Source organism: Hydrogenophaga sp. NH-16 (assembly GCF_004006415.1).
Lineage (GTDB): Bacteria > Pseudomonadota > Gammaproteobacteria > Burkholderiales > Burkholderiaceae_C > Hydrogenophaga > Hydrogenophaga pseudoflava.
In genome coordinates this window covers 4,179,021-4,193,911 of sequence record NZ_CP029344.1, presented here as the reverse complement: position 1 = coordinate 4,193,911, position 14,891 = coordinate 4,179,021, and the positions used below count along the sequence as shown (strand labels likewise).

The following is a 14,891-nucleotide window of genomic DNA, read 5'->3' as shown; positions in this document are numbered from 1 at the left end:
CTCCCTAGAATGCGTCGCATCTTGACGTTTACGTCAACGTCAGTTTAACGGAAGCTTTTCAGGAAACACCCGTGACCCCACCCTCCAGGGACGCGCTCGAAGCCCGTCTGCACTACCCGCTGGGCGATGCCCTGCCCCCGTCCGGCGGCGCCATCGGCGTGGCGCCCGGCGTGAAGTGGGTCCGCATGACCCTGCCCTTTGCGCTGGACCACATCAACCTCTGGCTGCTGCGCGACCGGCTGGACGGCCGCGAGGGCTGGACGGTGGTGGACACCTGCATCGCACGCGACGAGGCGAAGGCGCAGTGGGAGCAGATCTTCGAGCACGAGCTCGACGGCCTGCCGGTGCTGCGCGTGATCGTCACCCACATGCACCCGGACCACATCGGGCTGGCGCAGTGGCTGTGCGAGCGCTGGAGCACCGCCGAGCACGACTGCCGTTTGTGGATCAGCGGCATGGACTACCACATGGCCCGCATCGGCTCGCGCAGCACCACCGGCTTCGGCGGCGACGGCGCCGCCGCCTTCTTTCGCGCCAACGGCCTGCTCGACGCCGACGCCCTGGAGAAGATCCGCGCCCGCGCCGGCTACTACCCCGGCCTGGTGCCCGGCGTGCCCGCGCAGTTCCGGCGCCTGATGGACGGGCAGGTGGTGAACATCGGCGGTCACGGCTGGCGCTGCATCGCCGGCTACGGCCACGCGCCCGAACACATGGCGCTGCACTGCGAGGCGCTTGGCGTGCTGATCAGCGGCGACATGGTGCTGCCGCGCATCAGCACCAACGTCAGCGTCTACGACGTGGAACCCGAAAGCGACCCGCTGGCGCTGTTCCTCGACTCGCTGCAGCGCTACCTGCCCCTGCCCCACGACACGCTGGTGCTGCCCTCGCACGGCAAACCCTTCACCGGTCTGCACGAGCGCATCCGGCAGCTGCAGGAGCACCACGACGAGCGGCTGGTCGAGGTGATGGCCGCCTGCACCGAACGCCCGCACAGCGCCTGGGAGATGATCCCGGTGCTGTTCCCCCGGCCGCTGGACCTGCACCAGAGCACCTTTGCGCTGGGCGAATCGGTGGCCCACCTGCACCGGCTGTGGTTCCAGGGACGGCTGCAACGCCGCACCGGCGACGACGGCGTACACCGCTTCCAGCCACGGGATTGACCGGGGCATGCCCGCGGCGCCTGGCCCGGTTCCTACAATGACGCCCCCTGTCATGAGAACCGTCCCGTGCACCCCCTCCTGTCCCGGCTCCGATCCCTTGTCCCTGCTCCGCTGACTGTTGGCCGACGCGAGATGCTGCTGGGCTGCCTGGGGGCTGGCCTGGGCCTGTGCGTCACCGAATGGCTCAGCCTGCACACCCTGGGCACCACCGATCCCTGGTTTCTCGCCCCCATGGGGGCCTCGGCCGTGCTGCTGTTCGCGGTGCCCGCCAGCCCGCTGGCACAGCCCTGGTCCATCCTCGGCGGCAACACCGTCTCCGCTCTGGTGGGCGTGAGCTGCGCCCTGCTGCTGGGCCACACCGGGCTGGCCGCCAGCGCGGCGGGGGCGCTGGCCATCGCGGCCATGTTCGCGCTGCGCTGCCTGCACCCGCCGGGCGGCGCGGTGGCAGTGACGGCCGTGCTGGGCGGGCAGGCGGTGACGCACCTGGGCTACCAGTTCGCGCTTTCGCCGGTGGCACTCAACTCGGGCCTGCTGATGCTGGCGGCCCTGCTGTTCAACCACTTCACGCACCGGCGCCATCCTCACCCAGCCCCGGGCCCCTCCCACCACACCCGCGACCCGCTGCCCAGCCGCCGGCTGGGCTTCACCCACGACGACCTGACCCGCGCGCTGGCCAGCCAGGGCGAGCTGCTGGACATCCGGCCGGAGGACCTGGAAGACATCCTGGTGCAGGCCCAGCTGCTCGCAAGCCAGCGCCAGTGGGGCGAGGTGCGGTGCCGCGACATCATGTCCCGCGACGTGGTGCACATCGGCCCGCGCGACTCGGTGGACGAGGCCTGGGCCCGGCTGGCGTACCACAAGATCAAGGCACTGCCGGTGGTCGAGGCGGACGGCACGCTGTGCGGCATCGTCTCGCTGCACGACTTCTTCATCGGCCACAGCGCGCCCGACCCGCGCCGCCAGCCGGTCATGAGCACCGCCCGCTACGTCGAGGAGATCATGACCCGCACGGTGCGCTCGGCGCGGCCGGAACAGCCCATCGGCGACCTGGCCGGTCTGTTCTCCGACGGCGGCCTGCACCACATGCCGGTGGTCGATGACGCACAGCGGGTGATCGGCATGATCACGCAGTCCGACGTGGTGGCCGCGCTGTTCCGCAGCCGCCCCGGCGCCGCCACCTGATCGGCGTTCTCAGTCGCCCAGCGGCACCGCCACCCGCCTGAGCGCCTGGCGCCGGTCCAGGTGGTCGGGCATCACGCTGGCCACCACGTCCCAGAACTGGGGGCTGTGGTCCATGTGGCGCAGGTGGCTCAGCTCGTGCACCACCACGTAGTCGATCATCTCGGGCTTGAGGTGGATCAGCCGCCAGTTCAGGCGGATGGTGCCGTCGGCGCTGGCGCTGCCCCAGCGGGTGCCGGCGCTGGACAGCCGCAGCTTGCTGTACGACACACCCAGTTGCGGCGCGAAGCGCTGCAGGCTTTCGCTGAACACCTGCTGCGCCTGCCGCATCAGCCAGGCCTGTGCGGCGTCCCGGATCTGGACTTCGGTCGCGGTGCGGGCCAGCCCCAGGCGCAGAACCGGCAGGGCGTCCCCGTCGCCCGGCTCCAGCGCCGCACCGGCGGAAGCGAACACATGGGCCGAGTCCAGCACCAGGCGCACGCGCTGCCCCAGGAAGTCGAACTCCGCGCCGTCGGACCAGACCGTCCTCGCGCGCTCCAGCGCCCCGGCGCGCTCGTGCGAGGCGCGCAGCTTGTCGAGCACCCAGCCCGATTTTTCCTGGATGAAGGCCTCGACCTCACCGACCGTGGTCCAGCGCGGCGCCCGCACGCTCAGCCCCTCCGGCCCGACCGACAGGCCGATGGTGCGGCGCTTGCCGCGCTTGAATTCGTAGCCCACCTCGCAACCGGCGAGCCGCACGCGGCGGTTGGCGCGCGGGTGCTGCCAGGTCCCGGGCTGGAACACCGACGACATGGGCTCGGCCGGCGACGCGTCGTCGCGCGGCGACGGTGCCATCGTTTGCGGCGGCGGGACCACCGGATCGGGTCCGGTCAGGAAATCAAGCGCCAGCTGGACGAAGCGCTGCATGTCCCGTATCAGCCCTTGGCGTAGGCTTCAGGGTCGAGACGGTGCATCTCCGCCTCGATCCAGTTTTCCACTTCCAGCATCAGCTCGTCGGCCTCGCGGCCCTGGCTGGGGATCGGCTTGCCGATCGAGAACTCCACCGTGCCCGGCTTCTTGATGAAGGCCTTGCGCGGCCAGCACTTGGCCGAGGTCACGGCGATCGGGATCACCGGCGCACCGGTGCGGATCGCCAGCCGCGTGCCACCGGTCTTGTAGACCCCTTTTTCGCCACGGGCGATGCGGGTGCCCTCGGGGAACATGATCACCCAGGTGCCCTGGTCCAGCAGGCGCTGGCCTTGCTGCACCACCTTGACAAAGGCGCGTGCGCCGTCGGCGCGGTCGATGTGGATCATGTCCATGCGCGCCATGGCCCAGCCGAAGAAGGGCACCTTCAGCAGCTCCTTCTTGAACACGAAGGCCAGCGGGTGCGGCATCAGCGCCGCCATGCTGAAGGTCTCCCACAGCGACTGGTGCTTGACCAGCAGCACCGCTGGTGCCGTCGTGCCCACGGGCAGGTTCTCGTAGCCGATCACCTGGTTGCGGATGCCCAGGATCACCGTGCCCCCATCGACCGCCAGCTTGAGCCAGCGCGCGCACATCCAGTAGATCTGCGTGCTGTTGAGAAACGGGGCCGCGATGACCACCGCCAGCGCCCACGGCACCACGGTCACCACCATGAACAGCATGTGCAGCACCGAGCGCAGGAAATTGATCAGGATCATGTAGCAACCAAAGTCATGAAGTGGCCACCGGCTGCGCCAGCAGCCAGTCGGCAAAGGCACCCAGGTCGTCGTGCAGCAGGGTGCCGGAGGGCAGCCCCGGCACCAGCGCCGAGTCGGGCACACCGGCTTCCCGGCGCAGATGCCCCGACTGGCCGGTCATCAGCAAGTGGGTCGGACAGCCCGCAGCGGCACCGGCCTGCACGTGGCGCAGCGCGTTGCCCGCCACCGGCACCTCGGCGGGTGGAATGCCGAAGCGCTCCGCCACCTGCTCGAACAGGCCGGGCTCGGGCTTGCGGCAGTGGCAGGCGTCTTCGGGCGCGTGGGGGCAGAAGAAGATCGCCTCGACCCGCGCCCCCACCGCGGCCAGCGCGCGGTGCATCTTGGCGTGGATGGCGTTGAGCGAGGCCATGTCGAACAGGCCGCGGCCAATGCCCGACTGGTTGGTCGCCAGCACGACGCGCCAGCCCCCCTGGTTCAGCCGCGCCACGGCTTCAAGCGCGCCAGGCAGCGCCTCCCACTCGTCGGGCGAGGCCACGTGGTCGTCGCGGCTGCGGTTGAGCGTGCCGTCGCGGTCGAGGATCAGCAGTTTCATGCGAGCTTCCTTCGGTGTTCCGGGACGGCCAGATCGTACGGGTTACGCGGCAAGTCGGGACAGATCGGCGACGCGGTTCATGGCCTCGTGCAGCGACTTCAGCAGCCCCAGGCGGTTGGCCTTGAGCGCTGCGTCGTCGGCGTTCACCATCACGCCGTCGAAGAAGGCGTCCACCGGCGTGCGCAGCGCGGCCAGCGCCTGCAGACTGGCGGTGTGGTCGCCCGCGTCGAACTTGGCGTTGGCGGCGGGCACGGTGGCCTGCATGGCGGCGTAAAGGTCTTTTTCAGCGGGCTCCACGAACAGCGCCGTGTTGACCGCAGCGCCCTCGCCTTCGGACTTCTTGAGGATGTTGCCAATGCGCTTGTTGGCCGCGGCCAGGGCTGGTGCCTCGGGCAGTGCAGCAAAGGCGCGCACGGCCTGCAGGCGCTGGGCCACGTCGGCCAGGCGCTGCGGACGCAGGGCCAGCACGGCGTCGACTTCCTGTGCGCTGGCGCCCTGCTCACGCAGGCCACCGGCGAGTCGGTCGTAGATGAAGTCGGCCAGGGCTGGGGTGGCGTCGCCGATCTTGTCGCCGAAGGCCGGCACCGCCGCCGACAGCAGCGCGGTCAGCTCCAGCGGCAGGTCCTTCTCGACCAGCATGCGGATCACACCCAGCGCATGGCGGCGCAGCGCGAACGGGTCCTTGTCGCCGGTCGGCAGGTTGCCGATGCCGAACATGCCGACCAGGGTTTCCAGCTTGTCGGCCAGCGCCACCACCACGCCGGTCTGGTTGCGCGGCAGCTCGTCACCGGCGAAGCGCGGGCGGTAGTGGTCTTCGATGGCAAAGGCAATGTCGTCGCTCAGGCCATCGTGGCGCGCGTAGTAGCCACCCATGATGCCCTGCAGCTCGGGGAACTCGCCCACCATGTCGGTCACGAGGTCGGTCTTGGCCAGGCGCGCGGCCAGCAGCGAGCGCGCCGCCAGTTCGGGGCCGCCCAGCTTCAGGCCGATGGTTTCGGCGATGGCACAGACACGTTCCATGCGCTCGCCCTGTGTGCCCAGCTTGTTGTGGTAGACCACCTTGGCCAGGGCCGGCACGCGGCTCTCCAGCGTCTTCTTGCGGTCCTGGTCGAAGAAGAACTTGGCGTCGGCCAGGCGCGGGCGCACCACGCGCTCGTTGCCGCCGATTACCGCGCTCGCGTCGTCGGGGCGGATGTTGCTGACCACGAGGAACCGGTTGGTCAGCTTGCCCTGCGCGTCCAGCAGCGGGAAGTACTTCTGGTTGGCCTTCATCGTGAGGATCAGGCACTCCTGCGGCACGTCGAGGAATTCGGTCTCGAACTGGCAGGTCAGCACATTCGGGCGCTCGACCAGCGCCGTCACTTCGTCCAGCAGCGCGTCGTCGTCGATCGGCTGGCATCCGCCGCCGACCTTGGCGGCCGCAGCGGCCAGCTGTTTCTTGATTTCGGCCTTGCGCTCGGCGAACGAGGCGATCACCGCGCCGTCCCTGGCCAGCGTCGCGGCGTAGGCGTCGGCATCGGCCAGCGGCACCGGATCGATGGCTGCTTCAAAGCGGTGGCCGTGCGTGCTGTTGCCCGCCGTCAGGCCCAGGGCCTTGACCGGCACCACGTCGGCGCCGTGCAGCGCCACCAGACCGTGCGCCGGGCGCACGAAGTTCACGCTGGACCAGCCGGGCAGTTCGCAATCCGTTTCGAGCTGGTAGCTCATGACCTTGGGAATCGGCAGCTTGGCGATGGCCTCGTGGAGCGCCTTCTGCAGGCCCTCGGCGAGCTCGACGCCGGGCTGCACGCTGTCGAAGAACAGGGCTTCGGCCTTGCCATCGGGTGCGCGCTTGAGGCCGGCCACGGCGGAGGCATCAGCCCCCAGACCAGCCAGCCGCTTGAGCAGGGCGGGCGTGGGCGCACCGCTGGCGTCCAGGCCGACGCTGACCGGCATCAGCTTCTGCGACACGGCCTTGTCGGCCGCTTTGGCGGCGACGCCGGTCACGTGCGCGGCCAGTCGGCGCGGCGAGGCGAACGGCGTGACCACCGCGTCGGCGGCGGTCAGGCCCTGGGCCTTGAGTTGGTCGGCCAGCACGCCGGCGAAAGCATCACCCAGCTTATTGAGCGCCTTGGGCGGCAGCTCTTCCACGAACAGTTCGACGAGGAGGTTCTTCGTTGTCATTCTTGTTGCTCCGGCTCAGGCGGCTTTCTTCTCGATCTGCGCCACCCACTCGCGCGGCGCCATGGGGAAGCCCAGGCGCTCGCGGCTCTCGTAGTAGCTCTGCGCCACGCTGCGCGCGAGGTTGCGGATGCGGCCGATGTAGGCGGCGCGCTCGGTCACGCTGATGGCGCCGCGCGCGTCCAGCAGGTTGAAGCTGTGCGCGCACTTGAGCACCTGCTCATACGCGGGCAAGGCGAGCTGCTGCTCCATCAGGTGCTTGGCCTGCTTCTCGTGCGCGTTGAAGGCGGTGAACAGGAAGTCGGCGTCGCTGTGCTCGAAGTTGTAGGCCGACTGCTCCTTCTCGTTCTGCAGGTAGACGTCGCCATAGCTCATGGTCTCGGTCCACTTCAGGTTGTAGACGTTGTCCACACCCTGCAGGTACATGGCCAGGCGCTCCAGGCCGTAGGTGATTTCGCCGGTGGCGGGTTTGCAGTCGATGCCGCCGACCTGCTGGAAGTAGGTGAACTGGGTGACTTCCATGCCGTTGAGCCAGACCTCCCAGCCCAGGCCCCAGGCGCCCAGCGTGGGGTTCTCCCAGTCGTCCTCTACGAAACGAATGTCGTTCTTCTTCAGGTCGAAACCCAGCGCTTCGAGCGAGCCGAGGTACAGCTCCAGGATGTTGGCCGGCGCGGGCTTGAGCACCACCTGGTACTGGTAGTAGTGCTGCAGGCGGTTGGGGTTCTCGCCATAGCGGCCGTCCTTGGGGCGGCGGCTGGGCTGCACGTAGGCGGCCTTCCAGGGCTCGGGGCCGATGGCGCGCAGGAAGGTGGCGGTGTGGCTGGTGCCGGCGCCGACCTCCATGTCGTAGGGCTGGAGCAGGGCGCAGCCTTGCTTGTCCCAGTAGGACTGCAGGGTCAGGATGATTTGCTGGAAGGTCAACATGGTCGGGTGCCGACGGCGGGTCGGTCGGCAAGGTGATGCGGTGTGTGGCGCGGCGGCCGCCCCAACGACGGGCCGCGCGAAACCCTGGATTTTACGGGCCGGCCTGCGCGTCGCCGCCGCCCGCGCGCACCGGCCGGCGCGTCCCCACGCGGCGCACCAGCAGTGCGAGCGCCACCACCGCTAGGCACAGCGCCCAGACCGGCCCCTGCCCCCAGCGCGAGGCCCAGGCGGCGTAGGGCGTGAGGCCCGTGCGGCCCTGCACCGAGACCTCCAGCCGGTCGCGCACCAGCCGCGGCAGTCGCTGCGTCACCACGCCACGGTGGTCGATGGCGGCGGTGGCGCCGGTGTTGGTGGCGCGCAGCATGGGGCGGCCCAGCTCCATCGCCCGCAGGCGCGAGATCTGCAGGTGCTGGTCGATCGCCACGGTGTCGCCGAACCAGCCGATATTGCTCAGGTTGACCAGCACCGTGGGCGCCACGGCCGGATCGGCGAACGAGGCCGCCAGCTCTTCGCCGAACAGGTCCTCGTAGCAGATGTTGGGTGCCACGCGCTGGCCCGCCCAGTTCCAGCCCGGCTGCGCCAGCTCGCCGCGCGCGAAGTCGCCCAGCGGGATGTGCATGAGGTCGGTGAACCAGCGGAACAGCGGCGGAATGAACTCGCCGAAGGGCACCAGGTGGTGTTTGCTGTAGCGGTAGAAGCGATCGCCCGGGAAGCCCCCGTCGCGCCCCTTGAGCATGTCGGCCGACAGCCCCCAGGCCGAGTTGGTGTAGCCCGACTCCATGGACCCCAGCGGAATGCCGACCATCACGCCCAGGCCCGGCGACCCCACCGGGGCCGACGACTCGATCACGCCGAACAGCGGCTCCCAGAACTCCGGCCCCAGCTGCTGCGGCAGCACCGGCACGGCCGTCTCGGGCGCCACCACCAGGTCCGGGCCGGCGCCGGCCAGCTTCGCGCGCGCCGCGTCGGCGATCTGCGCCGGGTACCAGGTCAGCGCCGTGGCGACACCGGTACCGGTCTCGAACTTCTCGTTCTGCGGGATGTTGCCCTGCAGCAGCCAGACGCGCAGCGGCCCCGCGTCGCCCGTTCCGCGCAGGCCGGCGTCGCGCCAGCGCTCACCCAGCACCACACTCAGCAACAAGGCCAGGGCGACGGCGCCCGCTGCCACCTGGCCCAGGGTCGTGGTCCAGTGACGCACCGGCGCCTGCAGACGACCGCCGATCCGGCGCACGTTGGGAAACAGCCGCAGCAGCAGCCCACCCCACACCGCAGGCACCAGCAGTGCCAGCGCGTAGGCCAGCAGCGCCGCGATCAGCCCCATGCCGTAGACCCCGACCCAGGGCGCCCAGGCGGCCATCAGGTCCGCCTGCGCATAACCGCCGGCCCCCCAGGGCAGACCGGTGAGCCAGCGGCCACGCACCAGCTCGGCCAGGGTCCACAGGGCAGCAAACAGCAGCGCCTGCAGCCAGCGGGGCCGCGGCGCCCAGGCGCACAGCGCCCACGCCGCCAGCCCGTAGAACAGGGCCAGCGCGCCGGACAGCGCCGCCACGGCGAGCACCGCCATCCACGAGGCCAGGCCGCCGTAGGTGTGCATCGAGACATACAGCCACCAGAGGCTGCCGGCCAGCCAGACCCAGGCGAACACCCAGCCGCGCCAGAAGCCTTGGCCGTTGCGGTGGGCGTGGCGCAGCGCAAACACCAGCAGGGCCAGCGAGACGATCTGCAGCCAGCCCGACGGCGCCCCGGCCACGACACCGGGCGGCGCCCAGGCTGGCCAGGGCCAGGCGAGCGAGGCGGCCTGCAAGGCACCGCCCAGCACACAGACCAGGAACCAGAACACACCCGAGCCCAGCGCCGGGCGGCGGCCGGGCGGCAGGCCCGTCAACGGGGACAGACTGGAGGGCGTGTGCAGGTTGCCGAACAGGCTGCGCATGGGCCGGGGGGTCAGGCGCCGGTGGGCACGGGCATCACCTTGAACCACTTCACCGCGCCGCCCTTGGTGTGCAGCACGACAAAGCGCAGACTGTCGAGCTCGTGCATCTCGCCGCGCTTGGGCACGTGGCCCATGGTGTGGGCGATCAGGCCGCCGATGGTGTCGAAGCCGTCATCGGCCAGCTTCAGGCCGAAGGACTCGTTGATGCGTTCGATGGCGGTGTCGCCGCTGACGCGCCAGGTGCCGTCCGCCAGGGCGAAGATGTCGCCGTCATCTTCGGCCACATCAAACTCGTCCTCGATCTCGCCGACGATCTCCTCGAGCACGTCCTCGATGGTGATGAGTCCGGCCACGCGGCCGAACTCGTCGATGACGATGGCCAGGTGGTTGCGGTTGCCGCGGAATTCGCGCAGCAGGTCGTTGAGCCCCTTGCTCTCGGGCACGAAGGTGGCCGGGCGCAGCAGGGCGCGGATGTTGAGCTCGGGCGCCCGCTGCAGCTTGAGCAGGTCCTTGGCCAGCAGGATGCCGATGATGTTCTCGCGCTCGCCCTCGTAGACCGGGAAGCGCGAGTGCGCGGTGCCGATGACCAGGTGCAGCAGCTCGTCGAACGGTGCGTCGATGTCGAGCACGTCCATGCGCGGTGCCGCCACCATCACGTCGCCCGCACTCATGTCGGCGATGCGGATCACGCCTTCGAGCATGACGCGCGATTCGGCGTTGATGATGTCGTTGTCCTCGGCCTCGGCGAGCGTCTCGATCAGCTCGTCCTTGGAGTCGGGCCCGGGGTGGATGAATTCCGCGAGCTTCTGCAGGAATCCACGTTTGTCTTCATGCCGCAGGCTGCGCTGCGGCCCCGTACTGGGGGGGTTGTCGGCCACTGGGGAGAGGGGGTGGTTGAAACAGCGGCAAAGGATACCGCAAGGCCGTGACACCGGCCAGACGCCGCGTCAGCGGCGCAGGGGGGGTCACTTCATCCGGTCGCGCGAATCGCGCACGCCCTGCCGGATTTCCTGCAGCAGCGCCAGCGCGTCCCAGAAGTTCTTGGCCTGGGCCTTGAGCTGGTAGTTGGTCAGGGCCAGCTGCTCATCGATGAGCTCGGTGACGCGGGAGTCGAAATCGGCCGGCGGCAGGCGCAGGTGCGCCTCGGCCTCGGGACCTTCGCGCTCGATCGACGCGCCCGCCTTGCGGGCGATGCGCAGCATCGCAGTGTTTTCGGACAACGCGTGGATGAACAGCTGGCTCACGCCTTCATTGCGCGCATGCATCACAGCCCGCTCGAACAGGCGGCTGCCATAGCCCCGGCCGCGAGCCGACTTCGACACCGACACACCGAACTCCGCGCAGCTGGCGCAGCTCGGGTCGATCGAGTAGGCCAGGTGCGCCATGGCGATCAGTTCCAGCTTGCGGTTGAAGATGCCGAACAGTTCGTCGCGCCCGAAGTTGAGCTTGTCCACGTAACGGGCGATCTGCTCGTCGTTGGCGGCGTAGCCGAAGCGGAGGTAGCGGTCGTGGGGCGTCAGCGCCAGCAGGTGCGCCTGGATGCTCGCCGCGTGGGAGCGGCCAATAGAACGGATCGGCACCGCAGCGCTGGCGGCCGTGGGCGTGCGTTCCGGTGCGGGGGTGGCGGTGGCCTCGTTCGACATGGCGTGAATGTAAGGGTTTTCCCTATATCGACAAGGTCGTATGGCTCTAAATCCGGAAATGCCCGATGAACGGCGTCAGACCGGCAAGGCGGTGGTGCTCTTGACCCGGTCCATCACGAAACTGGTCTTGCAGTCCTGCACCGAGGGATGACGCAGCAGCACATCCATCATGAAGCGCGAGTAGGCGGCCATGTCGGCCACCACCAGGCGCAACAGGAAGTCCATCTCGCCGGTCAGCGCGGCGCATTCCACCACCTCGGGCCAGCCCATCACGCTGGCGCGGAACTCGTCCATCGGGTTGCGCTTGGCCGCACCGCTGTGTTTTTCCAGCCGAACGTTCACCCAGGCGGTCAGGCCCAGGCCCACGGCCTCCGGTTTGACCAGCGCGACGTAGCGGGCGATCACCCCGGTCTCTTCGAGCCGGCGGACCCGGCGCAACACCGCGCTGGGCGAGAGCCCCACCGCCTCGGCGATCTGGTCGTAGGTGGCGCGCCCGTCGGCCTGAAGGCTGCGCAGGATGTGGCGGTCGAGCTTGTCCAGTGCTTGCATACGCATCATTCTGCAGGAATCATGCAATCCGGACCAGTGGCGCGCCCCATTTCGCAGCGATCGTGCGACCCTGCGCTTCTACAGTGGCGCATTCAGCCCGATCACAAAGGAGACCACCATGAACGCCAGCCTGCCCGCTTCCGCAACGACCGCCCTGAGCACCTGGGACAACCCCATGGGCACCGACGGTTTTGAGTTCATCGAGTACGCCGCGCCGGACCCGGCGGCCATGGGTGCGCTGTTCGAGCGCATGGGCTTCAAGCCGATCGCGAAACACCGCCACAAGAACGTGACGCTGTACCGCCAGGGCGGCATCAACTTCATCATCAACGCCGAGCCCGACAGCTTCGCGCAGCGCTTCGCGCGCCTGCACGGCCCCAGCGTCTGCGCCATCGCCTTCCGCGTGCAGGACGCCAAAGCCGCCTACGAGCGCGCCATCGGCCTGGGCGCCTGGGGCTACGCCAACGCCGCCGGCCCCGGCGAGCTGAACATTCCGGCCATCAAGGGCATCGGCGACTCGATCATCTATTTCATCGACCGCTGGCGCGGCAAGAACGGCGCCCAGGACGGAGACATCGGCAACATCGGCTTCTACGACGTGGATTTCTACCCCCTGCCCGGCGCCGAGCTGAACCCGGTCGGCCACGGCCTGACGGTCATCGACCACCTGACGCACAACGTGCACCGTGGCCGCATGGCCGAGTGGGCCGGCTTCTACGAGCGCCTGTTCAACTTCCGCGAGGTGCGCTACTTCGACCTGGAAGGCCAGCAGACCGGCATCAAGAGCAAGGCGATGACCAGCCCCTGCGGCAAGATCCGCATCCCCATCAACGAGGAAGGCAACGACAAGGCCGGCCAGATCCAGGAGTACCTGGACCGCTACCAGGGAGAGGGCATCCAGCACATCGCGCTGGCCTCGACCAACCTCTACGACACGGTGGACGCGCTGCAGATGGAAGGTCTGAAGCTGCTGAACACCAGCGAAACCTACTACGAGCTGCTGCCCAAGCGCATCCCGAACCACGGCGAGGACATCGAGGCGCTCAAGGCCCGCAACATCCTGGTCGACGGCGCACCGGGCGAGCTGCTGCTGCAGATCTTCAGCGAAAACCAGCTCGGCCCCATCTTCTTCGAGTTCATCCAGCGCAAGGGCAACCAGGGCTTCGGCGAGGGCAACTTCAAGGCGCTGTTCGAGACCATGGAGCTCGACCAGATGCGCCGCGGCGTGCTCAAGGGCTGAGCCTTCCCTGGAGCGCCGGAAGGGACAGCGTCCCTTCCATCACCTCGTCCGCGAAGGCCATGGCGACATGCGGCTGGCCGTGGACGAAGCGGTTGTCGGCCCCGGGCAGTGTGGCCGTCGAGGCGGGGAACACGATGTTGTCGGCACTGGAGTACCAGCAGGTGAACGGCGCGTAGGTGCCCGTGGGCCAGCGCAGCTCCTCGTGCTGCCGCAGCGCCCGCAACCAGGGGCCGTCCTGCCGCATCTGCCGCCCGTTCGGCAAGTGGCTGAACTGCGCCAGCCAGGTGCCGTGGTGCGGCGAACCGATGGTGACGATGTGGCGCACCAAGTTGTCGGCATCGGGCGTCGCGGCGCGCCAGGCGCGCACCGCCAGCCCGCCCATGCTGTGGCACACCAGCACAGGCGCCACGCCGGTCAGCGCATGGGCGCGCCGCACGGCCTCATCGATCAGCGGGATGTAGTCGTCGATCGACCCAAAGACCGGCTCCAGGTTGACGCTGGTGTACCGCAGTCCGCGCGAGCGCAGCCTCTGCATCCACGGCAACCAGAAGCCGCGGTTGCAGACGAAGCCGTGCACGAAGACCACGGCCGGCTGACCCGTTGCCCCGGCGGCGTGATCGTCCGGCAGACACCACCATCGAAACGGCTGGCGCCAGGAAAACACCCGCGGCGCCGCCTGCACTTCGCGCCACCAGGCTTTCACGAGGATGCGGGCGGTCGCCTGGGGCGCAGGATCGTGGCGGTTCACATGGGCGACGGCGAAGAACTCCAGCCCCAGCACCAGCGCATAGCCGAACAGCAGCAGCACGCCTCCGACGGCCACCGCCCAGCCCGGTCGCCCCCAACTCCAGGCCATCCACCCGGCGACCAGTCCCACGGTGGCGAACACGATGAGTTGCTGCAAGCGGGCCAATGTCGAGCTTGCGGGCGTCGCCGCCATGCCGTGAGGGTGTGGGTGCTGCATGGACAGCACTATGTCATGGCCGCCATCCGAGCGATCCCCATCGCACTAGAGACCGGTGACTAGGGTGCCATGCACGGCGGCGATAGACTCAGACGACCATGCCTCAAGCTTCCGCCGCCGACCGCATCCGGGCCCATCTCGCCACCGTCGACGCGCTGCGCACGCAAGCCCGCAGCGACGGAATCAACGCCGCGGTGTCTGCGATCAAACGTCTCCAGGCTCAGCGTTTTCAAGGCACCTACGCCGATGTGCTCGCACACCGGGTGCAGGGCGCCGCGGCTCGCTTCTTCCTCGACGAGCTGTACGGCGACCACGACTTCTGCCAGCGCGATGCCCAGTTCGGGCGGATTGCCGGGGCCATCGAGCGCCTGTTCCCGGAAGCGGTGTCCGAGTTGTCCGTGGACCTGGCCGAGATGCACGCACTGACCGAGACCCTTGATCACACTATGGCGATGCACTGGCTGGCGCAGGATCCGAAGGAGTCCCCCGCGAAGCGTTACGTGCAAGCCTGGCGGGCGACCGGGCGGCGAGAGGCCCGTGAGCGGCAGCTGGGTGTTGTCGGGCACATGGGACTTGAACTGCAACGGCTGACGCGCAGCAAATCCTTGCTGATGTTGCTCAAGATGATGCGGCGCCCTGCTCAGGCGGCCGGGCTGTCCGATCTGCAGCATTTTCTCGAAGCTGGCTTCGCCGCATTTGCCGAGTTGGGGGACGCCCGCCCCTTCCTCTCGATCATTGCAGCGCGCGAACGGCGCTGGATCGATGCGCTGTTCAGCGATGACCTCACGGTTTGCGCTGCCGCGCTCGGCGCTGAGCTTTGTGCGACAGGGCCCTAGGGCTGGCCCTGAGGCTGGGCGGGAGCGGGACCATCAGAATCGCTGCA

The 14,891-nt window shown here is 68.9% G+C and carries 14 protein-coding genes; 4 read left to right on the top strand and 10 right to left on the bottom strand.

What is annotated here, in order from left to right; all coding sequences use genetic code 11:
* The first annotated feature begins 71 nt into the window (after positions 1 to 71).
* A complete protein-coding gene (locus DD542_RS20220; RefSeq protein ID WP_127806853.1) occupies positions 72 to 1,160 on the top strand; it encodes an MBL fold metallo-hydrolase in 1,089 nt (362 codons plus the stop codon).
* 132 nt (positions 1,161 to 1,292) lie between these two features.
* Positions 1,293 to 2,342 (top strand): HPP family protein, encoded by a 1,050-nt coding sequence (locus tag DD542_RS20215; RefSeq protein WP_127807456.1) that lies wholly within the window; start codon positions 1,293 to 1,295, stop codon positions 2,340 to 2,342.
* A 9-nt stretch (positions 2,343 to 2,351) separates the two neighbouring features.
* On the opposite strand, the gene DD542_RS20210 is transcribed toward DD542_RS20215, so the two are convergent.
* The 9 genes from DD542_RS20210 to DD542_RS20170 form a co-directional block, all read right to left on the bottom strand.
* Positions 2,352 to 3,245: a SprT family zinc-dependent metalloprotease gene (locus DD542_RS20210; protein ID WP_127806852.1), complete on the bottom strand. Its 894-nt coding sequence runs from the start codon at positions 3,243 to 3,245 to the stop codon at positions 2,352 to 2,354.
* Between the two features lie 8 nt (positions 3,246 to 3,253).
* Positions 3,254 to 3,994, bottom strand: a complete 741-nt coding sequence (locus tag DD542_RS20205) for a lysophospholipid acyltransferase family protein (RefSeq protein ID WP_133158201.1) — start codon at positions 3,992 to 3,994, stop codon at positions 3,254 to 3,256.
* 22 nt (positions 3,995 to 4,016) lie between these two features.
* Complete coding sequence (gene gmhB / locus DD542_RS20200; RefSeq protein WP_066155362.1) at positions 4,017 to 4,595, bottom strand: D-glycero-beta-D-manno-heptose 1,7-bisphosphate 7-phosphatase; 579 nt, start codon at positions 4,593 to 4,595, stop codon at positions 4,017 to 4,019.
* Positions 4,596 to 4,637: 42 nt separating this feature from the next.
* A complete protein-coding gene (glyS, locus tag DD542_RS20195) occupies positions 4,638 to 6,758 on the bottom strand; it encodes a glycine--tRNA ligase subunit beta (protein WP_127806850.1) in 2,121 nt (706 codons plus the stop codon).
* 15 nt (positions 6,759 to 6,773) lie between these two features.
* Positions 6,774 to 7,679, bottom strand: coding sequence for a glycine--tRNA ligase subunit alpha (gene glyQ / locus DD542_RS20190; protein WP_127806849.1), 906 nt, complete (start codon positions 7,677 to 7,679; stop codon positions 6,774 to 6,776).
* Positions 7,680 to 7,770: 91 nt separating this feature from the next.
* Positions 7,771 to 9,612: an apolipoprotein N-acyltransferase gene (gene lnt / locus DD542_RS20185; protein WP_127806848.1), complete on the bottom strand. Its 1,842-nt coding sequence runs from the start codon at positions 9,610 to 9,612 to the stop codon at positions 7,771 to 7,773.
* Positions 9,613 to 9,623: 11 nt separating this feature from the next.
* Positions 9,624 to 10,490, bottom strand: a complete 867-nt coding sequence (locus DD542_RS20180) for a transporter associated domain-containing protein (RefSeq protein ID WP_164868445.1) — start codon at positions 10,488 to 10,490, stop codon at positions 9,624 to 9,626.
* Between the two features lie 87 nt (positions 10,491 to 10,577).
* Positions 10,578 to 11,255, bottom strand: coding sequence for a GNAT family N-acetyltransferase (locus DD542_RS20175; RefSeq protein WP_079366579.1), 678 nt, complete (start codon positions 11,253 to 11,255; stop codon positions 10,578 to 10,580).
* 75 nt (positions 11,256 to 11,330) lie between these two features.
* On the bottom strand, positions 11,331 to 11,804 hold the full coding sequence (locus DD542_RS20170) for an Lrp/AsnC family transcriptional regulator (protein WP_066155377.1): 474 nt from the start codon (positions 11,802 to 11,804) through the stop codon (positions 11,331 to 11,333).
* A gap of 118 nt (positions 11,805 to 11,922) precedes the next feature.
* Between DD542_RS20170 and hppD the strand changes: the two genes are divergently transcribed.
* Positions 11,923 to 13,044: a 4-hydroxyphenylpyruvate dioxygenase gene (hppD, locus tag DD542_RS20165; protein WP_127806847.1), complete on the top strand. Its 1,122-nt coding sequence runs from the start codon at positions 11,923 to 11,925 to the stop codon at positions 13,042 to 13,044.
* Here the strand turns inward: hppD and DD542_RS20160 are convergent.
* Positions 13,034 to 14,008 (bottom strand): alpha/beta fold hydrolase, encoded by a 975-nt coding sequence (locus DD542_RS20160; RefSeq protein WP_241559609.1) that lies wholly within the window; start codon positions 14,006 to 14,008, stop codon positions 13,034 to 13,036. The genes hppD and DD542_RS20160 overlap by 11 nt on opposite strands.
* Before the next feature lie 98 nt (positions 14,009 to 14,106).
* On the opposite strand from DD542_RS20160, the gene DD542_RS20155 reads away from it, so the two are divergent.
* Positions 14,107 to 14,844, top strand: coding sequence for a hypothetical protein (locus tag DD542_RS20155; protein WP_127806846.1), 738 nt, complete (start codon positions 14,107 to 14,109; stop codon positions 14,842 to 14,844).
* Positions 14,845 to 14,891 lie beyond the last annotated feature (47 nt).